Here is a 21,574-nt window from a genome sequence, read left to right as displayed (position 1 = left end):
CTCAGCCGCCCAGGGTCATCACGCTGTTGATCTGCTTGTCCGCGTCGGCCAGCCCGGCGTCCAGGTCCTTGACCTTGCCGGACTGCCAGTTCGTGGCGAAGGTGCCGAAGGTCTCCTGGTACGCGGGCCCGGACGCGGCCGGCGGCGAGGTCAGCGAGTTCGGGTTGGCGAAGATGTCCATGAAGGCCTTGAACTCGGGCTCGACCTGCAGCGCGGGGTCGCTGATGGCGCCGGTGGTGGTCGGTACGTTCTTCAGCGAGTTGGCCAGCTTGACGATGGCCTTGTCGTCGGTGGTCAGGTACTTGATGAGCTCCCAGGCCGCCTCGGGGTTCTTGGCGTTCTTCGAGATGCCCATGATGTTGCCGGTGACGTAGCCGCCGCCGTACCGGGCCGGGTCGCTGACCGGGATCGGCGCGACGCCGTACTTCAGGTTCGGCGCCTGGTCCTTGAGGAAGGCCAGCCGGTACTCGGCGTCGACGTTGATCGCCACCTGACCCTTCTGGAACGCGTTGTCCGCGCTGAACTCGTCACCCAGGCCGGCCCGGAACTTCTGCAGGTTCTCGTAGCCGTACCAGTCGACCAGGCTCTTCTGCCAGGTCATCAGGGTCTTCCAGGCCGGGTCGGCACCGACCGCCGACTTGCCGTCCGGGTTGAGCCACTTCGCGCCGACGGCCGGGGCCAGGTGCGCGGCGGCGTTCTCGTAGAAGTCGAAGAGCGGCAGGAAGCCGACCGTCTTGAGCGAGCCGTCCTTGTTCTTGACCGTGAGCTTCTTGGCGTCCTCGGTGAGCTCGTCGAGGGTCTTGGGCGGGCCGGCGATGCCCGCCTTGGCGAACAGGTCCTTGTTGTAGTAGATGCCGTACGCGTCGGCCAGGAACGGCATCGCGCAGCGCTTGCCGCCGAACTCGGTGTACGAGCGCGTGGTCTCGTTCAGCCGGTTGAGGTCCACATTGTCCCGCTTGATGTACGGCGCCAGGTCCACCCAGGCCCCGGACGAGCAGAACTTGCCCACGATGTCGGTGGAGTACGAGAGCCCGATGTCCGGTCCGTTGCCGGCCCCGATGGCCTGGGTCATCTTCGAGTCGTCCTGACCCGGCTTCACCGTCACCTTGATGTTCGGGTGGCCGGCGGTGAAGTCCTTGATCACCGTGTCGATGGCGGCGGCCTCGCGCTCGGTGAAGAAGTGCCACAGCTCGACCGTGCCGGACACCTCCGTACCCGGGTCGGCGATCTTCTGTTCCTTGGCAGCGGGGGTGCAGGCAGCGGTCAGCAGCAGGGCCGCAGCGGCGGCGACGATCGATTTTTGGGCATGAGGTATCCGCTTGTTCACTTCGAGGGGTCCTCTCAGAGGTGGTGCAGCAGGGGGATCAGGCTTGGTTGTCGCGGATCGAGGCGATCAGCGCCTCGCGGACGGCGGTGAGCCCGGCGTCGAGGGCGCCGAGCAGGACCGCGTCGTCGTCGATCGTGGTGACGGCGATGGTGCTCTCCAGCGGCGCGGCCCGGCGCAGGGCGCCCTTGACCGCGGTGAGCAGCGTCTGGCCGCCGGCCTGGGCGACCGGGCCGGCCAGCACGACGAGCGAGGGGTCCAGCACGGCGATCACGGCGGCCAGGCCGACCGCGATCCGGTCGGCCAGGTGGGTGAAGAACTCGCCGGAGGCGTCCGGGGCGGCGGCCGCGGCGGCGACGATCTCGTACGGGGTGCCGCCGGAGACGCCGTGGTCCTGGCCGAGGGCGAGGATCGCCGCGCCGCCGAACAGGTCCTGGAGGTCGACCTTGCGATGGGTGGAATCCGGGGAGTAGAGCGGCATGTAGCCGATCTCACCCGCACCACCGCGCGCACCGCGGATCAGGGTGCCGGCGATGTCGATGGCCAGACCGAGGCCTTCCTGGCCGAGCCAGAGCAGCGCGAAGCCGTCGACCTCGCGGGCCACGCCCCGGCGCCGCTCGGCCACCGCGGCCAGGTTGACGTCGTTGTCGACGCCGACGTGGGTGCCCAGCGCCGCGGCGATCTCCGGGACCAGGCCGGCCCGGCCCAGGCCGGGCACGTCCACGTGCCGGATCGTCGCCGCGCCGACGTCGTACGAGCCGGGCACGCCGAGCTGCACGTGGTGGACCCGATCGGCCGGGACGCCGGCTGCACTGCTCAGTTCGGCGACGACGTCCACCAGCGCGGTGCGGGGATCGGTCTGCAGGAAGTCGACCGGGGTGGCGATCCGGGCCCGGACGGCGCCGGTCAGATCGCAGAGTGCGGCCTCGACCGACGGTGCCCCGCTGGCGCCGATGTCGCGGACCGACACGGCGGCGGCGTACGCTGCGTCCGGGTTGGCGGCGTAGATCTCCGCGTTCGGTCCCGGGCGGCCGCTGTTGTAGCCGACGACGGTCACCAGGCCGGCGTCGGTGAGCCGGCGCAGCACCTCGGAGATGGTCGGGGTGGAGAGCGCGGTGAGCCGGCGCAGATCGGCCCGGGTGAGCCGGCCCGGCTCGAGCAGGTGGGCGAGCGCCGCGCTCTCGTTCATGGCGCGCAGCAGCTTGGACGATCCCGCCAGTCGCGGCACGGAGCCCCCTCGATTGATTGGCAAACCAGCTAACAATTAGCTGGACCGTAGGGCTGCCGCTGTTGAGCTGTCAATACTTCGTCGCGCTGCGTTTCCCCCAGGCGGCAAGTCGGCCCGGTGAATCACCCCCGGAGCGGGCAAAAGTGATTAATCGACGGGGATTGATTAATCAACTTAACTGACCTAGCGTGACCACTCATCGCCTCGGCGACGGGCACCCCCAACGCCCGTCATCGATGGCTCAACCCTGCGCGCCCACCCGCCTCCACCCCCACGAGGAGCGCCATGACCATCCCCTCACGACCGCACCGCCGCAAGAAGCTGATCGCGTACGCCCTCGGCGGTGTGCTGATCCCCGCAGCCGGCATCGCCTACAGCCTCATGCCGGCCAGCGCGGCGACCGCGGGAGCCATCAAGGGCCTCGGCGGCAAATGTGTCGACGTCGCCGCCGCCAACAGTGCGAACGGAACCGCCGTGCAGCTCTACGACTGCAACAGCACCGGCGCTCAGACCTGGAGCGTCGGCAACACCGACAACTCGATCCGGGCGCTGGGCAAGTGCCTCGACGTGACCGCCGCCGGCACGGCCAGCGGCACCAAGATCCAGATCTACGACTGCAACGGTTCGGCCGCCCAGAAGTGGACCGCGGGTACCGGCGGCACGCTCATCAACACCGGCTCGGGCAAGTGTCTCGACGTGCCCGACAACAACTCCGCGAACGGCAACCGGCTGCAGATCTGGACCTGCGGCACCGGCGCCAACCAGAAGTGGACCCTGCCCGGCGGCACCACCACGCCGACGACACCACCCACCACGACCCCGCCGAACAGCGGCGTCGGCCTGGACAACCCGGCGAAGAAGGACGTGGCGATGCAGATCGTCTCGGCCGCCGAGAACTCCTCGCTCAACTGGCGTGCCCAGTTCTCCTACATCGAGGACATCAAGGACGGCCGGGGCTACACCGCCGGGATCATCGGCTTCTGCTCCGGCACCGGCGACATGCTGGAGCTCGTCGAGGCGTACACGGCCACCAAGCCGGGCAACGTGCTGGCCAAGTACCTGCCGGCGCTGCGCAACGTCAACGGGACCTCGTCGCACTCCGGGCTGGACCCGAACTTCACCCGGGACTGGAAGACCGCGGCAGCCGACTCGGTGTTCCAGGCCGCGCAGGAATCAGAGCGGGACCGGGTGTACTTCAACCCGTCCGTGCGTGACGGAAAGTCCGATGGGGTCCGGGCCCTGGGCCAGTTCGCCTACTACGACGCCTCGGTGGTGCACGGCTATGAGGGCATGCGGTCCATCCGCAGCCGGGCGCTGAAGCTGGCCAAGCCGCCGTCGCAGGGCGGCAACGAGACCACGTGGCTGAACGCCTTCCTCGACGAGCGTGTCGTGGAGATGAAGAAGGAAGAAGCCCACTCCGACGTCACGCGCATCGACACCGCCCAGCGCGTCTTCCTGCGCAACGGCAACTTCGACCTGAACACCCCGCTGGACTTCGCCGTCTATGGCGACAGCTTCCACATCGGATAGTCGAACCACTCCGGGGAAAGGAAGGCGGGGGAGCCACAAGCTCCCCCGCCTTTCCTCACCTGTTCCAGGTCCAGGCGTACGCAGTGTCCTCGACGGACAGAGCCGCGTCGCACAGGTCCAGGGGGCGGAAGGTGTCGACCATGACGGCGAGCTCGTCGAAGGCCTCGGCGCCGATCGCGCGTTCCACCGCGCCCGGCTGGGGGCCGTGCGTGAAGCCCGACGGGTGCAGCGAGATCGAGCCCTGCTCGATGCCCGAACCGCGGCGGGCCTCGTAGTTGCCGCCGGTGTAGAACATCATCTCGTCCGAGTCGACGTTGTGGTGGTTGTACGGCACCGGGATCGCCAGCGGGTGGTAGTCGACCTTGCGCGGCACGAACGAGCACACCACGAAGTTCGGCCCCTCGAACGTCTGGTGCACCGGCGGAGGCTGGTGCACGCGACCGGTGATCGGCTCGAAGTCGTGGATCGAGAACGCCCACGGGTACAGGCAGCCGTCCCAGCCGACCACGTCGAACGGGTGGTGGGCGTACACGTGCCGGGTCCAGCCCGCGCGGTGCTTGACGTACACCTCGACGTCGGTGCCCTCGGCCTGCAGCGGCTCGTCCGGGCCGCGGACGTCGCGCTCGCAGTACGGCGAGTGCTCCAGGAACTGCCCGCGCACCGACAGGTAGCGCTTCGGCGGCCCGATGTGCCCGGTCGCCTCGATGGTCAGCATCCGCACCTGGCCGTCCGGCACGATCCGGTGCACCACCGAGGTCGGGATGATCACGTAGTCGCCGGCCCCGACCCGCAGAGCGCCGAAGGTCGTCTCGATCGTGGCGGCGCCCTCCTCGACGTACAGGCATTCATCGCCGACGGCGTCCCGGTAGAGCGGTGACGGACGGTCGGCGACCACGTAGCCGATCCGGACGTCGCCGTTGGCCAGCAGCGGGCGGCGGCCCAGGACGGCGTCGCCCGGGCCGGCGTCGAGCTTGTGGGTACGCAGGTGGCGCGGCTTGAGCGGCAGGTTCGGCGACTGGCTCTTGGCCGGTGGCTCGTGCACCTCCGCCGAGCTGATCGCGGTCGGTGCGTACCGGTGATAGAGCAGGGAGGAGTCGGAGGAGAAGCCCTCCTGGCCCATCAACTCCTCCGCGTAGAGTCCGCCGTCCGGCCGGCGGAACTGGGTGTGCCGCTTACGGGGGATCTCCCCGACGCTGCGGTAGTACGGCATCGTTGCCACCACCCCTAGAAAACTGACATTACGGACGGTGTTGTCCGCCTCTCGAAGCGTCCATTAGGTTCAGTTTCGTGTCAACGCTGGTGCCGCCGCTGTTCGCAGGACTCGTCGATGACGCGTCCCTGCTGCCGCCGGGCATCATCGGGACCCCGGAGGCGCTTGCGGCCCATACCAAACACCGTGACTCGTGGTATTCGGGACTGATCGGGGCATTGCTCGTACCGTCGTCGCTCGTCCATCTTGATCTCTCTCCCCGCGGCCTCGCCGTCGGCGTCGTCAACGACGCCGCGATCGGCGCCCTGCCGGCGGTGGTCGCCAAGCTGCGGGCCGCCGGCAGCGACGTGGCGCGGGTCGAGGCGGCCGTCGCTCGCCGCGGCGAGGACCCGCAGCCCGGCCTGAGTGCGCTCGGCGCGCTCGCCGTCGAGACCCCCGACCTGGACGTGTACGCGGAGATCCCGCTCAGCTGGGGCCTGCTCGCGGGCCTCGACACGGTGGCCGCCCAGCGCGCCGACGGCCTGCGGATCGCCCCCAAGTTCCGGGTCGGCGGGCTCGCCTCCGAGCTGTTCCCCACCCCGGTGGAGCTGGCCGCGGTCATCTGCGCCTGCCGCGACCGCAACCTGCCGTTCAAGCTCGCCGCCGGGCTGCGCCACGCGCTGCGGCACACCGACCCCGAGACCGGGTTCACCCACCACGGCTTCCTCAACGTGCTGGTCGCGTCGGCGGCGGCCAGCGACGGCGGTGAGGTGGCCGAGGTCGCCGAGGCACTGGCCGCGACGCATCCGGTGCCGCTGGTCGAGCCGGCCCGCTCGCGCCGGACCGAGCCACGGCCGCTGTGGGTCGGCTTCGGGGCCTTCAACGTGCTGGAGCCGCTGACGGAGCTCATCCGTCTCGGCCTGATCAACGGCGGCTACGAGTGACCCTCTTCGACCTGCGCAACCTCCCGTACGGCGTGTTCAGCACCGGGGACGGGGTGCGGCGGATCGGCGTCCGGCTGGGCGACGCGGTGCTGGACCTGTCCCGGGCCGAGGAGCAGGACCTGATCCTGGCCGGGGGCGCGCTGCGGCAGCCGGCGCTCAACGTGCTGATGGCACTGGGGCGTCCGCTGTGGAGTGCCATCCGGGCCCGGGTCGTCCAGCTGGCCCCCACGCTGCCCGCCATCCCGCTGGCCGACGTCGAGCTGCACCTGCCGTTCGAGGTGGCCGACTACACCGACTTCTACTCCTCCGAGCACCACGCCACCCAGGTCAGCCGGATCCTGCGGCCCGAACGGCCCGGCCTCCAGCCGAACTGGAAGCACCTGCCGATCGGCTACCACGGGCGCGCGGGCACGGTCGTGGTCTCCGGTACCCCGGTCGAGCGGCCCGCCGGTCAGCTCGGACCCGGCGAGTTCGGGCCCTCCCGGCGGCTCGATGTCGAGGCCGAGGTCGGCTTCGTGGTGGGCGTGCAGGGCCGGCGGATCAGCACGGCCGACTTCGCCGAGCACGTCTTCGGGGTGGTCCTGGTCAACGACTGGTCGGCCCGCGACATCCAGGCGTTCGAGTACCAGCCGCTCGGGCCGTTCCTGGCCAAGTCGTTCGCCACGTCGGTGTCCCCGTGGGTCGTGCCGCTCGAAGCGCTGTCCGGTGCGCTCGTGCCGGCAGTCGCGCAGGACCCGGTCCCGGCGGAATACCTCAGGCCCCCGGGCGACGGCCTGGACCTGAGCCTGACGGTCGACTGGAACGGGACCACGGTCAGCTCACCGCCGTTCGCCCAGATGTACTGGACGCCCGCCCAGCAGCTCGCCCACCTGACCGTCAACGGCGCCAGCGTCCGCACCGGCGACCTCTTCGCCTCCGGCACGGTCTCCGGTCCCGAGCGCGCCCAAGCCGGCTCGTTCCTGGAGCTGACCTGGAACGGCACCGAGCCGGTGCAGCTCGACGACGGCTCGACCAGGGGCTTCCTGCTCGACGGCGACACGGTCACGATCAGCGCGACCGCACCCGGCGTGGACGGCGCGCCGATCGGGCTGGGGTCCGTAACCGGAACTGTCTGTCGCTGAGGGACGACTCGCCGTACCTTGTAGGCGGGAGGTCGGGGATGTCCACGGTTGCGGTGACACGGTTGGTCGAGGCGCCGGTGGCTGCCGTGTGGCGCGTCTTCACCGACCTGCCGAGCCGCTGCGAACGGCTGTCCACGGTCATCGCCGTCGAGTTGTCCACCCAGGGACCCTTCGGCGCGGGCACCGAATGGCGCGAGACCCGCACGATGGCCGACGGCGCGGAGATCACCGAGGAGTTCCGCGTCGACGAGTGCGTGAGCCCGCAACGCTTCGTGGTCAGCTCGCCCGGCATCGGCGCCGAATACCGGATGACCTACACGTTCGTGCCGGTGCTCGAGGGCCGGCACCGCGGCGGCACGATGGTCACCGTGGTCCAGGACGGCACCCCCACCGCGCCGGCGGGCCGGTTTCTGGCGCTGGTCTTCGGCGGGCTGGCAGCCCGTACGGTCGAGGGCGCGCTCCGGCGTGACCTGGAGGACCTGGCCGCTGCCGCCTGACCTATCGTCCCTGTGGTGACCGGGAAGCTGCTGCGCGTGCCGGCCGCCGTCGTCGTGCTGGCGGCCGCGGTCCTGATCGGCTGGCGCGTGCTGGCCCCCGCCGAGGTCCTCGAGCCGGCCACCGGTGCCCTGCCCGTCGCCGTCACCCGGCCGCCCGGCGTCACCGGCAAGACCACGATGGCGCCGCTGATCGTCGCCGGCAGCGTCCGGGTCTACGCGGGCAAGCGCCTGGTCAAGGCGGACGGGCCGGTCGAGGCGAAGACCATGTACACCCCGCGGTGGTCGTTCCGGCGCTGGCCGGAGCAGCTCACCGGGATCGTCGCGGTGGCGGCCACGGTGGTCACCCGGTGGTCGGACGGTGCGCTCGTGGCGCTGGACGGGCGTACCGGGAAGCAGGTCTGGTGGGCCGCCGGGCCCGGCGCCGAACCTTTCACCGGACGCACCGGCTCCGCGGCGGTCTGGGCCCCGCCGGGCCTGCACACGGCCGGGACCAGCGTGCTGATCACCGACGGCCGGCAGCTGATCGCCCGCGCCGGCGCGGACGGCACGCAACGCTGGGCGGTGACTCTGCCGCCCGGCTGCGGCGCCGGCTTCGTGACCGCGGGCGGCCGGTACGTGTGCAGCTCAGGCGCGTGGGACGTGCTGTCGGGCAACCCGGTCCGGGGCTGGCCGGCCGGGCCGTTCACCGCGATCGGGTGCGACGTGGCCCGCTCGGACTGCGCCGGCCTGCGCGACGGGACCGGCCAGGGCTGGCTGACCGGCGGCCGGCGACCGGAACGGGCTCCCGCCCTAGACGCCCCGGACGCCACGGCCGGCGGCGACCTGGTGCTGAGCGCGTCGGGCGGCGCTGTGGTGGCCTCCCGCGCGGGCAGCGAGGTGTGGCGGTGGGCTGGCGCGGCGCAGGTGCTCGGCGTCCGGGCCGGGCGGGCTGTGCTGCTCACGCCGGAGCGGCGGCTGATCGTGCTGGATGCGGCTACCGGTGCGCAGCGGGCGACGTTCCCGCTCTACGTGCCTGACGAGCGCGTCGAGGCGTGGAATCCGGACGGGTGGCAGCTGACGGACGGCTATGTGGCGGTGCAGCGGCTACAGCCGGATTCGACCTTCTACACGACGGACCCGGTGGTCATCGCTGCGCTCTAGGGTGGACCGCATGCGAGTGGTGCTGGACGGCCTGGTCATGGGCGAGTCGACCCGGTGGCATGACGGGCGGCTCTGGTTCTGCGACTGGGGCGCCGGGGAGATCGTCGTGCTGAACGCCGACCAGCCCGAGGTGGTCGCCCGGATCGACGACTTCCCGTTCTGCATCGACTGGCTGCCCGACGGGCGGCTGCTGGTGATCACCGGACGCGGGCTGCTGCTGCGCCGCGAGCCGGACGGCAGCCTGGTCACCCACGCGGACCTGACGGCGCTGGGCGGGACGCATCCGTGGAACGACATCGCCGTCGACTCCCGCGGGCATGCCTACGTGAACAACATCGGCTTCGACTTCCCGGGCGGGGAGCCGGCCCCGGGCCTGATCGCCGTGGTCGACCCGGACGGCACGGCCCGGCCGGTGGCTGACGGCGTGCAGTTCCCGAACGGCATGGCGGTGACCGCCGACGATCGCACTCTGATCGTCGCCGAGTCGTACGCGGGCCGGCTCACCGCCTTCACCATCGCGGCGGACGGCAGCCTCAGCGACCGGCGGACCTGGGCGGCGCTCGGCACCGGCGTCCCGGACGGCATCTGCATCGATGCGGAGGGTGCCGTCTGGTACGCCGACGTGCCGAACAAGTGCTGCGTGCGGGTGCGCGAGGGCGGCGAGATCCTGCGGACCGTCGAGCTGGACCGCGGCGGCTTCGCGTGCGCAGTCGGTGACGACACCTTGTACGCGGTCACCGCGGTCTACCCGAGCACGGACGGGCCGGCCGGCCAGCTCGTCGCCGTGACCCTCTAGACCCCGGCCCGCTGTTACGCGGCCGGACCCGGCCGGTGTCCACGTTCCACCGGCCGGCTCTCTTTCAGCGCGTTTCTAGACCAGCCGGGTCAGCAGGGCCGTCCACGCCTCCTCGGCCGCGCCCGCGATCGGGCCGTCGTCGCCCAGCAGCGCGGGCACCACCGGTGGCGGTGCCGCACGCCGGAAACTCATCAGCCCTGCCTCGTACGCGGTCAGCAGCTGCTCCGGCGCCGCGGCGAGCAGGTCGACGCCGAGGCCGCCCAGCGTGACCAGGTCCGCGTCCAGGCCGTTGACCAGGCCCGCGATGCCTCGGCCCAGGGCCGTTGCCACGGTCGCAGCGGCAGCGGCCGGCTCGGGCTCCGGCGAGGTGATGATCCGCCGGGCGTACGTGATCAGGTCGCGCGGCGGCTCGTGGCCCAGCAGGCGGGCCAGGGCGGAGCCGTCCACGGCGGTGCCCCAGCAGCCGTACGCGCCGCACGGGCAACGAACCGCGGGGTCGCCGAACGGCATGTGCCCGAACTCGCCGGCCGCACCCAGCGCGCCGATCAGCACCTTGCCGCCGTCCACCACCGCGCCGCCCAGGCCCGCCTCGATGCGCAGGTGCAGGGCGACCGCCGCACCGACGGCCATTCCGCGCCGGGACTCGGCCGAGGCGGCCAGCGTCGCGTCGTTGCCGGCCACGAAGATCTCGGCCCGGGGCCAGGCCACCGCCAGGTCGACGTCGTGCCAGCCGAGGTTGCTGGCGTCCAGCATGAGGTCGCGGGAGACGGTGCCCGGCACGGCGATCCCGATGCCGCGGATCCGGTCGCCGTACTCGTGCCGCAGCCGGCGGACCGCCGCGCCCAGCGCCGCGACCACCTCGTCACCGGCCCGGCCCGCGAGCTCCTCGCCCGCGGTGGCCAGGATGCTGCCGCCGAGCTCGACCACGTCGACCCGCCAGGACTCGTGGGTGATCGAGGCGGCCGCGATCAGCGGGCCGCGGGGGTGCGGGATCAGGGCGGTCGTAGGGCGGCCGCGGGCCCCGCTCGGGGCGGTCGGGCCCTCGGCGAGCAGTTCGGCCTGCCCGAGGCGGCCGACCAGCTCGGTGGTCGCGCCGGTGCCGACGCCGATGAGCCGGGCGGCGTCCGCCCGGGTGACGCCAGGACGGGCGTGTACCACCCGCAGCAGCTCGGTTGCGCGCGTCGGCACAGCGCGTTCCCCCTTCATTTGCTCGGATCAAGAGCATATTGTCGTGTGGTGAGCCAGCACCGAGGTGGACTGATCGTGCTCAGCGCTGCCTGCTTCGTCTACGTCACCGCGGAAACGCTCCCGGTCGGATTGCTCCCGCAGATCGCCGACGGCCTGGCGGTCAGCGAGGCAGACGTGGGCCTACTGCTGACCAGCTACGCCGTTGTGGCGGCGCTGACCACCATCCCGCTGACCGCGCTCACCATGCGGATCCCGCGGCATCTGCTCATCGCCGTGACCGTGGCGATATTTGCAATCTCCCAGCTCATCGCCGCTTTCGCGGGCTCGTTGCTCATCCTCACCCTGTCGCGTCTGATCTGTGCGGTGGCCCACGGCGTCTTCTGGTCGACGATCGCCCCGGTGGCGGCCCGGCTGGTGCCACCGGACCGGGCCGGACGGGCCACCGCGCTGGTTTTCCTCGGCAACTCGCTGGCCATCGTGCTGGGCGTGCCGCTGGGTACGGCCCTGGGTCAGTGGCTGGGCTGGCGGGTGGCCCTGGCCGGGCTGGCGGTGGCCGGCGCGGCGTGCGTGGTGGCGCTGCTGATCGTGCTGCCGAAGCTGCCGGCGCTGCCCCAGGACCTGACCGTGCGTGCGGGAGCCCGGCTGAAGGCGTCGGTGCGGATCATCCGCAACGGGCCGGTCGCGGCGGTCTGCCTGAGCACGGTGGTGCTGGTGATCGGGCACTTCGCGGCGTACACCTACATCGCCCCGCTGGTGCGCCGCGACGGCGGGCTGGAGGGCTTCGGCCTGAGCGCCCTGCTGCTGGGATACGGCGCCGCCGGCCTGATCGGCAACGCGATCGTCGGGCGCTTCGTGGACCGGCGGCCCGGACCGCTGCTCATCACGCTCATCGTCCTCATGGCCCTCTCGCTGGCCGCGCTCGTGCCCGTCCTCGGCGCCGCCCCGACCGTGCTGGCCGCGCTGATCTGGGGCGGCACCTTCACGGCGATCCCGGTGGTGCTGCAGGCGGCGATCCTGCGGGTCGCACCGCTGGCCCGCGACGCCGCCTCGGCCGTCTACGTGGTCGCCTTCCAGATCGGCATCGGCGGCGGCGCCCTGCTCGGCGAACGCTTCGTCTCCGCGGGCCGGCTGGGGTGGCTGCCGGCGCTGGCCGCGGTGCTCACCGTGGTCGCCGCCCTGACTGTCCTGGCGGCTCGGCGGGCCTTCCCGGTGCGCGCCCCGGTGCCGGAGCAGGCGCCGGCAGCGGTCTGACCAGCCCGGTCTCGTACGCCACGATCACCAGCTGGGCCCGGTCCCGAGCCTGGAGCTTGGCCAGCAACCGCCCGATGTACGTCTTGACGGTCGCGAGACTCAGCCGCAGATGCTCGGCGATCTCCGTGTTGGACAGGCCCCGGCCGACCAGGGTGAGCACGTCCCGCTCGCGGTCCGTGACGCCGGTGAGCGAATCGGCGGGCTCGCTCGCCGACTCCGCCAGCCCGGCGAAGTGGGTGATCAACCGCCGGGTGACCGTGGGCGCCAGCAACGCCTCACCCGCGGCGACGACCCGGACGGCGGCCACCAGATCGGCCGGCAGCACGTCCTTGAGCAGGAAGCCGCTGGCCCCGGCGCGCAGCGCGGCGAAGACGTACTCGTCGAGGTCGAAGGTGGTCAGGATCAGCACCCTGGTGGCCGGCGTTTCGGGCGAGCCGGTGATCAGCCGGGTCGCCGCGATGCCGTCGAGCTCGGGCATCCGGATGTCCATCAGGACGACATCGGGCTGCTCCCGCCGGGCCAGGGCCACGGCCTCGTTGCCGTCGGCGGCCTCGCCCACCGCCACGAGATCGGGGGTGACGTCGATGAGCAGGCGGAAACCGGCGCGCACGAGCGCCTGATCGTCCGCGATGAGAACGCGGATCGGCTCGCTGCGGGCGCTCATGCCGGCCTCTCGTAGGGGGTCGCCAGCCGGGCGCTCATGCGGGCCGCTCGCAGGGGGTCGCCAGCCGGGCGCTCATGCGGGCTGCTCGTAGGGCAGGGTCGCCCGGACGCGGAAGCCGCCCTGGTCCCGCGGGCCGGCGGTCAGCGCTCCGGCGTGCATGGCGACCCGTTCGCGCATGCCGGTCAGGCCCGCACCGTCGACGGCCGGCCGGCGGGCCGTCGTGCCGTCGTTGGTCACCTCCACCCGGAGCTCGCCCGGCACACCCTCGACGTCGACGCGGCAGCTGGTCGGCCCGGCGTGCTTGACGACATTGGTCAGGGACTCCTGCACGATGCGCACCGCGGCCAGCGCGACACCCTCCGGCACCTCGCAGTCGCCGCGCACGTCGAGCCGTACGTCGATGCCCGCCTCGGCGGCCCGGTCGGCCAGCTTCCGGAGCTCGGCCAGGGTCGGCGTCGGGGCGAAGTCCGGGTCGGTCCGCAGGGCGCCGACCGCGCGGCGCAGCTCGGTGAGGGCACTGCGGCTCGTCGCCGCGATGACGTCCAGGGCGGCGCTCGCCTCCGCCGGCCGTTCGGCGGCGACGTGGCTGCCGATCGCCGACTTGACCGCGATCACGGTGAGGCTGTGCCCGACGATGTCGTGGATCTCGCGGGCGATCCGCAGCCGCTCCTCGGTCACCGCCTGTTTGGTCGCCTGCGCGGCCGTCCGGGCCGCATGGGCCCGGCGTTCGCGCAGGGTCCAGCCGAGGAGCCAGCAGACGCCGAACACCAGGACCACGAGGGCCACCTCGAAGGACCCCGGACCGTCGGCGGAGTCGTCGGCGACCACCGTGGCCGCGGCCACCAGGGCGGCCCCGGCCATCAGGGTCACGACCGCGCGGCGGCCGGGAACATGCGCACCGACCGAATACAGCGCGATGCCCGCCGCCAGCACCGGCCCGGGGAAAGCGAAGTCCGGAACCAGGCCGGTGGCCAGGCAGACCGCCGCCGCGCTCAGCACGACCGCCGCGGCACCCAGCGGCACGAGCCGGCGGACCGCGAGTGGCGCACCCATCGCCAGACTTGCGACGAGGGTGACCCAGGCGGACTCGTGGGGGCCCGCGGCCGGTGACTCGACAGCCGACAGCAGGCACACGAGCGTGACCGCGGCGGCCAGGACGGCGTCGAAGATGCGCCGCTGGACCGGGCCGGGTCGCCAGAGCAGGAAGGGTGGGGCAGGCACGTTCCCGACCCTAGCGGCGCCGGGCTGCGGGGTCGTCGTCCCTGAGTCGTCATACCTGAGGATGAAGCGGCGGCCGGCCGTCCTGCCCAAGGAGGACTCCAGGTGTCGTCCTGAGCATGACGACGGGCCGCAGCGGAGCCGACATTGTTTTCGCCATGGCCGTTTCCCTCCGCGACGTGCGGATGATCTACCGCTCGGGCACCCGGCAGGTGCTCGCCCTCGACGACGTGAACGTGGACTTCCCGCCGGGGACGTTCAGCGCCGTGATGGGGCCGTCCGGCTCCGGGAAGTCGACGCTCCTGCACTGCGCCGCGGGGCTGGACCGCCCGACCGGCGGTGTCGTCTCGATCGCCGGCACACCGCTCGGCGACCTGGACGAGACAGCGCTGACCCGGCTGCGCCGCGACCGGGTCGGCTTCATCTTCCAGGCGTTCAATCTGGTCTCGTCGCTCAGCGCGGCGCAGAACGTGGCTCTGCCGCTGCGCCTGGCCGGCCGTCGCCCGGCCGCCGGTGAGGTGACCGCCGCACTGGGCGCGGTCGGGCTGGCCGACCGGGCCCGGCACCGCCCGAGCGAGCTCTCCGGCGGCGAGCAGCAGCGGGTGGCGATCGCCCGCGCGCTGATCACCCGCCCGGCCGTGGTGTTCGCCGACGAACCGACCGGCGCGCTCGACACCCGCACCTCCCGGCAGGTGCTCGACCTGCTGCGCGCGCTGGTGGACGAGCACGGCCAGACGATCGTCATGGTGACCCACGACCCGGTGGCCGCGGCGATGGCCGACCGGGTGCTGCTGCTGGCCGACGGCCGCCTCGCCGGCGAGCTCACCGGGGCCGACGCGGGTGCCATCGCGGCCCGGATGACCACGCTGGAGTCGGCGTGCTGACCCGCGACTGGCTGGGCACGTTCGTCGCCGTGGTGCTCAGCACGGCCATCGTGGCGGCGGCGCTGCTGCTCTGGACGTCTTCCCGGCCCCGGGTTCCGGACCGGTTCGAGGAGCTGAGTGTCGTGGTGCAGAGCCCGGCCGCGACGAATCCGGCCGAGTTCTTCGCCGAGCCGGTGCCCTGGCCCGCCGCCACGGCCCAGGAGCTGGCGGATCGGCTGGGCGAGCTGCCGGGCGTGACGGCCGTCGTGCAGGACCGGCCGTTCTACGCGCAGCCGGTCCGCTCCGGGCGGCCGGTCCCCGGCCTGACCACGGGGTACGGCTGGAGCGCAGGCGCGGCGCGGTTGGTCGCGGGGACGCCACCGACCGGGGAGCGGGACGTGGTCGTCGGCAGTGATCTGCGGGTGCCGATCGGCCACGAGGTCACTGTGCTGACCGCGACCGGGCCGGCCTCGTGGCGGGTCACCGGCCACGTCGAGGGCTCGGCGGTGCTCGTGGCCGAGACCGTCGCGGCCCGGCTGCAACCGGGGGTCCGAGCGATCGGGCTCAGCGGCGATCCCGACCCGGCCGCTGTGCGTGCCGTCGTCGGGAGCGCCGGAACGGTGCTGACCGGCGCCGGGCGTGGGGCTCTGGAACCACGTGCCGATGCCCGCCTGCGCTGGATCGGCACGCAGGTGTTGACCGCGACCGTGGCACTGGCCGGCTTCGCCTGCGTGTTCCTGGTCGCCTCGACCGCGGCCTTCGGGGTCAACCAGCGCCGTCGTGAGATCGGGCTGCTGCGGGCGGTCGGTGCGACGCCGCGGCAGATCCGATCCACTCTGTACCGGTCGGCCCTGCTGGTGGGCGGGGTGGCCGCAACGGTCGGCGTGGTGCTGGGCGTGGTGCTGGCGCTGGTGCTGGACGGGTTCCTGGTCGACGCGCGCTTCCAGCCGGTCGGGTTCACCGTGCACTGGGAGCCGTGGGCCCTGGCCGTGGCGTTCCTCGCCGGGCCGCTGGTGTCGTTGCTCGGCGCGGCGGCGTCCGCCCGCCGGGCATCACGGATCGGCCCGTTGGAGGCCCTGCGGGTGGCCGAGGTCGAGGACCGGCCGATGTCCCGCTCGCGCTGGGTCGCCGGCCTGACGGCAGCCGCGATCGGTGCCGCCGCAGGTGTCTACACCGCGACCGCGGCGGACGTCACTGACATGGCGCAGTTCGCGCTACTCGGTGCCATGGCGCTGGTCGTGGCGGCGGCCCTGCTGGCTCCCGCGGTCGTACCGCTGCTGGTCCGGCTGTTGCTGTGGCCGGTCACCGGCATCACCGGATCGCTGGTCCGCGAGAGTGCCCTGACCGGGGTCCGGCGCACGGCCTCGACCGCCGCGCCGGTGCTGCTCACCGTGGCCTTCGGGGTCTTCATCACCGGCACAGTCCAGACCTCGACAGCGGCCTACGCGGTCCGCCGGGCCGCCACCGTGGACACCGGAACAGTGCTGATCCCGAACGGCACGCCGGGTCTGACCGACGCCGCGGCGCCCGGCGCGCCGCTACCGACCCACGTGTACGTGGCCGGCGCGTCGGTCACGGCCCTCGGGCTGCCCACTCAGTCGCCGGGCACCGCGCTGGTGAGCCCGGACGCGGCCGAGAAGTTCGGCGACAGTGTCACGCTCACCTACGCGGACGGGGTGCTGGAAACGCTCCGGATAACCGGCCAAGCACCGGCGGGGCCGATCCCGGCGGAGCTCGTGCTGGCCCGTGACGTCGTCCGGGACCACGACAAATCAGCGCTGGCCCCGGCCGCGTTCACCGCCACGGCCGCCACCACACCGGGGGCGGAGCTCGTCTCCGTGGCCACGTACGCCGAACGGGCCGACGCCGAGGAGGACCGCCTGGTCTGGTCGTTCACGCTGCTCCTGCTGGTCATGTCCGCCGGCGCTGGAGCCCTGGCCGTGGCCAACACCCTGCTCATGTCCACCCGCCACCGCGTACGCGACTACCGCGTCCTGCGCCTGGCCGGAGCCACCCCACGCCAGGTCGCCCTCACGGTGGCCCTGGAGTCGACCCTGGTCGTGACGATCGGGTCCCTGCTGGGCGGCGCGACCGCGATGCTGGCCCTGCTCGGCTCGGCCGGCTCCCTGGCCGCCCAGGTCGGCGCCGAGATCAGCGTGATCGTGCCCTGGCCGCTGATCTCGGCGATCGTCGCCGCGTGTCTCGTGCTCGCTCTGGTGGCGAGCACCCCGTCCGCCCTGCGCGCCCGGCCCTCGAGGTGAAGCAGCTAGAGAGCCGCCTCGGCGGCCGCCAGGAGAGCGTCGTTCTCCTCCGGCGTGCCGATGGTGATGCGGACACCGTCGCCCTGGAACGGCCGGACGATCACGCCCCGCTGCTCGCACGCCGCGCCGAAGGCCATCGCCCGGTCGCCCAGCGGCAGCCAGACGAAGTTCGCCTGGCTGGTCGGAACGTCCGGGTACAGCTTGCGCAGCGCCTCGGTGACCCGCTCCCGTTCGCTGATCACCAGCGCGCAGCGGCGGACCACCTCCTGCTCGGCGTCCAGCGCGGCCAGCGCCGCCGCCTGGGCCACCAGACTGGTGGAGAAGGGAGTCAGCACCTTGCGGATCGCCGCGGCCACCTCCGGCTGGGCCACCAGATAGCCGATCCGCAGCCCGGCCAGGCCCCACGCCTTGGACAGCGTGCGCAGCACGACCACGTTCGGCCGGTCGCCGTAGGTCACCAGGCCGTCCGGGACCTGGTCGTCCGTGACGAACTCGCGGTACGCCTCGTCCAGGACCACCAGCACATCCGACGGTACGGCGTCCAGGAACCGGTCCAGTTCCGCCTTGCGCACACTCGTACCGGTGGGGTTGTTGGGGTTGCAGACCAGCACCAGGCGGGTCCGGTCGGTGATCGCCTCGGCCATCGCCGCCAGGTCGTGGCCGTGGCCCGGGGTGTTGGGCACGCGGATGCTGGTCGCGCCCACCCCCGCCGAGATGATCGGGTACGCCTCGAACGACCGCCACGAGTAGACGATCTCGTCGCCCGGCAGACAGGTTGCTTTGGCCAGGTGCTCGGCCAGCGCCACCGAGCCGCAGCCGGTGACGATCCGGTCGGGGCTGACGCCGTACCGCTCGGCCAGCCGGTCCCGCAGCTCCAGCACACCCATGTCGGGGTAGCGGTGCGACTGGGTCATCGCCGCCGCCACCGCCTCCGGTACGCCGGGCAGCGGCCCGAACGGCACCTCGTTGCTGGCCAGCTTGATCGCCTCGGCGATACCCAGCTCACGGGCCAGGTCGGCGACGCTGCGGCCGGGCACGTACGCCGGCAGCGCCTCCAGGTCGGCGCGGGTCAGCCTGCTCATCTCTTCCCTCCGGTGGAGTCGTCGGCGTTCTCGGGCGCCTTCACGGGCTGCTCCCGATGGCCGGGTGGCACGGCGACGACCACGGTCGCGGCCGACTTGTCGTGCAGGGCCTGGCGCAGTTGCTGATCGAAGAGCACCGAGCCGGAGTCGACGAGCTGCGCCACGAAGCCCAGCCCGTAGCAGCTCCACAGCGGCGTCCACATGCCGAGCCGGGCCCACCGGCCGAACGCGCGACCGAAGCCGAGCGGTTCCGTGTTCTCCAGCTTCACGACCTTGACCTGCAGCAGCCGCTTACCGAGGGTCTGGCCGCTGTTGGCCAGCGCCGGCACCTCGTAGGCGAACCACAGGGCGGTGGCTATGACGAGCATGGTCAGGATCAGATAGCTGGAACGGGCCGAGGCGGGCTGCGGACTGGTGAACGGGTCGGCCATGGTGGCGCGGAAGATCGGCTCGACCTCGAGCCACCACTGGTACGCCAGCCAGCCGTTGACCAGCACGTTGAGGATCAGCACGGCGACGATGTCGATCAGCCGGGCGACGAGGCGGCGGCCCAGGCCGGCCAGGGGGCGGCCGTGTGGGCGGGCCTGCACCTGGTAGGCGTAGGCGTGCGGGGGCACCCAGCCGGGCGGCGGGGCCCAGCCCGGGGGCGGGACCCAACCGGGCGGCGGAGCCCAGCCAGGTGGCGGAGCCCACCCCTGTGGGGGCGGCGCCCATCCCGGCGGAGGCTGATTTCCGGTCGATGGCGGTGAGCCCGCAGCGGCTGGGGAGCCCGGCGAGGAGGAGGGACTCCCAGGGGTTTGAGGGCCCGCTGAGGGCAGGTCCGCCGGAGGCGGAGAACCAGGCGGCGGCGTCCAGCCGGGCGGGGGCGCCCAGCCCTGCGGCGGCGTCCAGCCGGGTGGGGGCTGGCCGTAGCCCGGCGGTGGCGTCCAGCCAGGCGGCGGCTGGCCGTACCCCGGCGGGGGCGTCCATCCGGGCGGCGGCTGATATCCCGCGGGCGGCTGATGTCCGGCGGGCGGCTGGTTTCCGGCAGGTGGCGTCCAGCCCGGCGGTGGCGTCCAGCCGGGCGGTGGTGGCCCATAGCCAGGCGGCGGAGCGCCCCAGCCGGCAGGCGGCCCGGCCGCCGGCGATCCCGGCTTCTGCTGCCCGGAAGCGCCCGGCCCTCCAGACGAGCCCGGCGCCGCACCGGAACCGCCCGAACCAGCACGAGCCGACACAGCCCCACCCGGAGCCGCAGGTGCGGCCGGCTCAGGCTCCTCGGCCGGCGGCGGGCCGTCGGGCGGCGTCACGTCGGCCGGGAGGGCCTTGCCGAGCCAGCCCTCGCCGTCCCACCAGCGCTGGGTTGTCGGGTCGGCCGGGTCCTTGTACCAACCGGCGGGCAGCGAAGTCATGGCGCAACCTTTATCACGACGGTCCTGGCGACCTTGTCGTGCAGGGTCTGCTGGTAGGGCTTGTCCCACAGCTGCCACAGGCCGTCGACGTAGTAGAAGAACGGCACGACCATGCCCGCCGGGAACTCGATCAGGTACCGCTTCGCGGCCATGCCGCGGGTCAGCGTCGCGCCCGGTTCGAACGGCACGACCTTGATCTTCATCAGTTTCTTGCCGAGTGTCTGGCCGCTGCGGTACATCATCTCGACGAAGTAGATGTAGTAGCCAGCGAGCAGCACCAGGACCAGTCCCAGCTCGATGAGCAGCAGCGGCAGGAAGAAGTCGGCCATCACCTCGTCGGGCGTCACGCTGGTCGTCGTGCCGGTCACCGGGTCGGCGAGATCCGGCATCAGGACGAAGAACGCGCCGACCAGCACCGGGAGAAAGATCACCATCGCGATGCCGGTGAGGATCGAGGTGTCGATGAGGTGGGAGAGCAGCCGGGTGCCGAAGTCCGCCAGCGGCCGGCCGTCGGGCGCGAGCGGCACGGGCGGTGGGCGCCACCCGTACTGCTGGGGTGGGCCGTAGGGGGTCGGCGGGGGGTATACCGGCGGGCCACCGGCCTGCGGCGGCACCGGGGCGCGGACCGGCTCACCGGTGGGCGGGCCGGCCGCGGCCGCGGCGTCGTCGTTCGCTTGCGTCACGGAGACAGTGTTACAGGTTTCCGCGCAGCTCTTGCTCCCGCTCGATGGCCTCGAACAGGGCCTTGAAGTTGCCCTTGCCGAAGCCGAGCGACCCGTGCCGCTCGATCAGCTCGAAGAAGACCGTCGGGCGGTCCTGCACGGGCTTGGTGAAGATCTGCAGCAGATAGCCGTCCTCGTCCCGGTCGACCAGGATCTTGCGCTTCTTCAGCTCCTCGATCGGGGCCCGCACCTCACCGATGCGCGCCCGCAGCTCGGGGTCGTCGTAGTACGAGTCCGGCGTGTCGAGGAACTCGCAGCCGGCCGCCCGCATCGCGTCGACGCTGGCCAGGATGTCGTTGGTGGCCACCGCGACGTGCTGGGCGCCGGGGCCGCCGTAGAACTCCAGGTACTCGTCGATCTGCGACTTGCGCTGCGACACGGCCGGCTCGTTGAGCGGGAACTTGACCTTGCGGGTGCCGTCGGCGACGACCTTCGACATCAGCGCGGAGTAGTCGGTGGCGATGTCGTCACCGATGAACTCGGCCATGTTCGTGAAGCCCATCACCCGGCCGTAGAAGGCCACCCACTCGTCCATCTTGCCGAGCTCGACGTTGCCGACGACGTGGTCGACCGCCTGGAAGAAGCGCTTGGGCTGCAGGCCGGCGTCGATCGCGGGCTGCCGGTCGACGATCGGGCCGCGGGCCACGAAGCCGGGCAGGAACGGCCCGTCGTACTTCGAGCGGTCGATCAGGGTGTGGACGGTGTCGCCGTACGCGGCGATGGCGGCGAGCCGGACGGTGCCGTGCTCGTCGGTGAGGTCGTGCGGCTCGCTGACCGAGGTGGCGCCGGCCGAGAGGGCGTGCTTGTACGCCGCGTCCACGTCCGGCACGGCCAGCGCGATGTCGAAGATGCCGTCGCTGTGCTTGGTGACGTGCCCGGCGAGCGGCGCCCCGGCGTGCACCGCCCCGGTGATGACGAACCGGGCCGAGCCGCTGACCAGCACGTATTCGGCGTAGTCGCGGAAGCCCTGCTCGGGACCGCGGTAGGCCACGCAGGTCATCCCGAAGGCGGTCGAGTAGTAGTGGGCGGCCTGCTTGGCGTTGCCCACGAGGAACTGGAGGTGGTCGACGCCCTTGACGGGGAAAACGTCGACGGTCTCGGTGGCGGTTTCCAACATCTGCGTCATGTCCAGAGGCTGGCCCTCCGTCGCCTGCTGGGCAATAGTTGG

19 protein-coding genes are annotated in these 21,574 nt (G+C 72.3%); 9 read left to right on the top strand and 10 right to left on the bottom strand.

Going from position 1 to position 21,574, the window contains the following annotated elements:
• Window position 1: 1 nt before the first annotated feature.
• Together ACQP2Y_RS44810 and ACQP2Y_RS44805 are read right to left on the bottom strand one after the other, a co-directional pair.
• Complete coding sequence (locus ACQP2Y_RS44810; protein WP_433722786.1) at window positions 2–1,327, bottom strand: ABC transporter substrate-binding protein; 1,326 nt, start codon at window positions 1,325–1,327, stop codon at window positions 2–4.
• Between the two features lie 37 nt (window positions 1,328–1,364).
• The gene (locus ACQP2Y_RS44805; protein ID WP_433722784.1) at window positions 1,365–2,552 is read right to left on the bottom strand and encodes an ROK family protein; all 1,188 of its coding nucleotides are present in this window, start codon (window positions 2,550–2,552) and stop codon (window positions 1,365–1,367) included.
• A gap of 285 nt (window positions 2,553–2,837) precedes the next feature.
• On the opposite strand from ACQP2Y_RS44805, the gene ACQP2Y_RS44800 reads away from it, so the two are divergent.
• Window positions 2,838–4,082, top strand: a complete 1,245-nt coding sequence (locus tag ACQP2Y_RS44800) for a chitosanase (protein ID WP_433722782.1) — start codon at window positions 2,838–2,840, stop codon at window positions 4,080–4,082.
• A 55-nt stretch (window positions 4,083–4,137) separates the two neighbouring features.
• Here ACQP2Y_RS44800 and ACQP2Y_RS44795 read toward each other — a convergent pair whose 3' ends face one another.
• Entirely contained in the window at window positions 4,138–5,292 is a 1,155-nt protein-coding gene (locus tag ACQP2Y_RS44795) for a homogentisate 1,2-dioxygenase (RefSeq protein WP_433722780.1), read from the bottom strand.
• A gap of 77 nt (window positions 5,293–5,369) precedes the next feature.
• On the opposite strand from ACQP2Y_RS44795, the gene ACQP2Y_RS44790 reads away from it, so the two are divergent.
• From ACQP2Y_RS44790 to ACQP2Y_RS44770, 5 genes are read left to right on the top strand one after another with little or no spacing between them, the layout of a single operon-like run.
• Window positions 5,370–6,215 carry a hypothetical protein gene (locus ACQP2Y_RS44790; protein ID WP_433722778.1) on the top strand — a complete coding sequence of 282 codons (846 nt, stop codon included), beginning with the start codon at window positions 5,370–5,372 and terminating at the stop codon, window positions 6,213–6,215.
• Complete coding sequence (gene fahA / locus ACQP2Y_RS44785) at window positions 6,212–7,336, top strand: fumarylacetoacetase (protein ID WP_433722776.1); 1,125 nt, start codon at window positions 6,212–6,214, stop codon at window positions 7,334–7,336. Before ACQP2Y_RS44790 ends, fahA begins: the two co-directional genes overlap by 4 nt.
• A gap of 38 nt (window positions 7,337–7,374) precedes the next feature.
• Window positions 7,375–7,833 carry an SRPBCC family protein gene (locus tag ACQP2Y_RS44780; protein ID WP_433722774.1) on the top strand — a complete coding sequence of 153 codons (459 nt, stop codon included), beginning with the start codon at window positions 7,375–7,377 and terminating at the stop codon, window positions 7,831–7,833.
• Window positions 7,834–7,848: 15 nt separating this feature from the next.
• Complete coding sequence (locus tag ACQP2Y_RS44775) at window positions 7,849–8,973, top strand: PQQ-binding-like beta-propeller repeat protein (protein WP_433722772.1); 1,125 nt, start codon at window positions 7,849–7,851, stop codon at window positions 8,971–8,973.
• Window positions 8,974–8,983: 10 nt separating this feature from the next.
• Window positions 8,984–9,769: an SMP-30/gluconolactonase/LRE family protein gene (locus ACQP2Y_RS44770; RefSeq protein WP_433722770.1), complete on the top strand. Its 786-nt coding sequence runs from the start codon at window positions 8,984–8,986 to the stop codon at window positions 9,767–9,769.
• 75 nt (window positions 9,770–9,844) lie between these two features.
• Here the strand turns inward: ACQP2Y_RS44770 and ACQP2Y_RS44765 are convergent, their stop codons facing one another.
• Window positions 9,845–10,957, bottom strand: a complete 1,113-nt coding sequence (locus ACQP2Y_RS44765; protein ID WP_360546013.1) for an ROK family protein — start codon at window positions 10,955–10,957, stop codon at window positions 9,845–9,847.
• 48 nt (window positions 10,958–11,005) lie between these two features.
• Here ACQP2Y_RS44765 and ACQP2Y_RS44760 point away from each other — a divergent pair, with 48 nt between their 5' ends.
• On the top strand, window positions 11,006–12,208 hold the full coding sequence (locus ACQP2Y_RS44760) for an MFS transporter (protein WP_433722768.1): 1,203 nt from the start codon (window positions 11,006–11,008) through the stop codon (window positions 12,206–12,208).
• Here ACQP2Y_RS44760 and ACQP2Y_RS44755 read toward each other — a convergent pair.
• Together ACQP2Y_RS44755 and ACQP2Y_RS44750 are read right to left on the bottom strand one after the other, a co-directional pair.
• A complete protein-coding gene (locus ACQP2Y_RS44755) occupies window positions 12,117–12,872 on the bottom strand; it encodes a response regulator (RefSeq protein WP_433722766.1) in 756 nt (251 codons plus the stop codon). The two genes, ACQP2Y_RS44760 and ACQP2Y_RS44755, sit on opposite strands and share 92 nt — an antisense overlap.
• Window positions 12,873–12,944: 72 nt before the next feature.
• Window positions 12,945–14,093: a sensor histidine kinase gene (locus ACQP2Y_RS44750; protein ID WP_433722764.1), complete on the bottom strand. Its 1,149-nt coding sequence runs from the start codon at window positions 14,091–14,093 to the stop codon at window positions 12,945–12,947.
• 155 nt (window positions 14,094–14,248) lie between these two features.
• Here ACQP2Y_RS44750 and ACQP2Y_RS44745 point away from each other — a divergent pair, with 155 nt between their 5' ends.
• The gene (locus ACQP2Y_RS44745) at window positions 14,249–14,974 is read left to right on the top strand and encodes an ABC transporter ATP-binding protein (protein ID WP_433722762.1); all 726 of its coding nucleotides are present in this window, start codon (window positions 14,249–14,251) and stop codon (window positions 14,972–14,974) included.
• Window positions 14,968–17,214, top strand: coding sequence for an ABC transporter permease (locus tag ACQP2Y_RS44740; RefSeq protein ID WP_433722760.1), 2,247 nt, complete (start codon window positions 14,968–14,970; stop codon window positions 17,212–17,214). Before ACQP2Y_RS44745 ends, ACQP2Y_RS44740 begins: the two co-directional genes overlap by 7 nt.
• A gap of 5 nt (window positions 17,215–17,219) precedes the next feature.
• On the opposite strand, the gene hisC is transcribed toward ACQP2Y_RS44740, so the two are convergent.
• The 4 genes from hisC to hppD form a co-directional block, all read right to left on the bottom strand.
• Window positions 17,220–18,296: a histidinol-phosphate transaminase gene (gene hisC / locus ACQP2Y_RS44735; RefSeq protein WP_433722758.1), complete on the bottom strand. Its 1,077-nt coding sequence runs from the start codon at window positions 18,294–18,296 to the stop codon at window positions 17,220–17,222.
• Window positions 18,293–18,886: an RDD family protein gene (locus ACQP2Y_RS44730; RefSeq protein ID WP_433722756.1), complete on the bottom strand. Its 594-nt coding sequence runs from the start codon at window positions 18,884–18,886 to the stop codon at window positions 18,293–18,295. Before ACQP2Y_RS44730 ends, hisC begins: the two co-directional genes overlap by 4 nt.
• Before the next feature lie 794 nt (window positions 18,887–19,680).
• Window positions 19,681–20,367 carry an RDD family protein gene (locus tag ACQP2Y_RS44725; protein WP_433722754.1) on the bottom strand — a complete coding sequence of 229 codons (687 nt, stop codon included), beginning with the start codon at window positions 20,365–20,367 and terminating at the stop codon, window positions 19,681–19,683.
• A gap of 10 nt (window positions 20,368–20,377) precedes the next feature.
• Window positions 20,378–21,532, bottom strand: coding sequence for a 4-hydroxyphenylpyruvate dioxygenase (gene hppD, locus ACQP2Y_RS44720; RefSeq protein WP_433722752.1), 1,155 nt, complete (start codon window positions 21,530–21,532; stop codon window positions 20,378–20,380).
• Window positions 21,533–21,574: the final 42 nt, after the last annotated feature.

The sequence above is a fragment of the Actinoplanes sp. CA-051413 genome (genome assembly GCF_050955795.1).
Lineage (GTDB): Bacteria > Actinomycetota > Actinomycetes > Mycobacteriales > Micromonosporaceae > Actinoplanes.
Note: the sequence above shows the minus strand (reverse complement) of the source record. Positions and strands in the feature narration are given on the sequence as shown.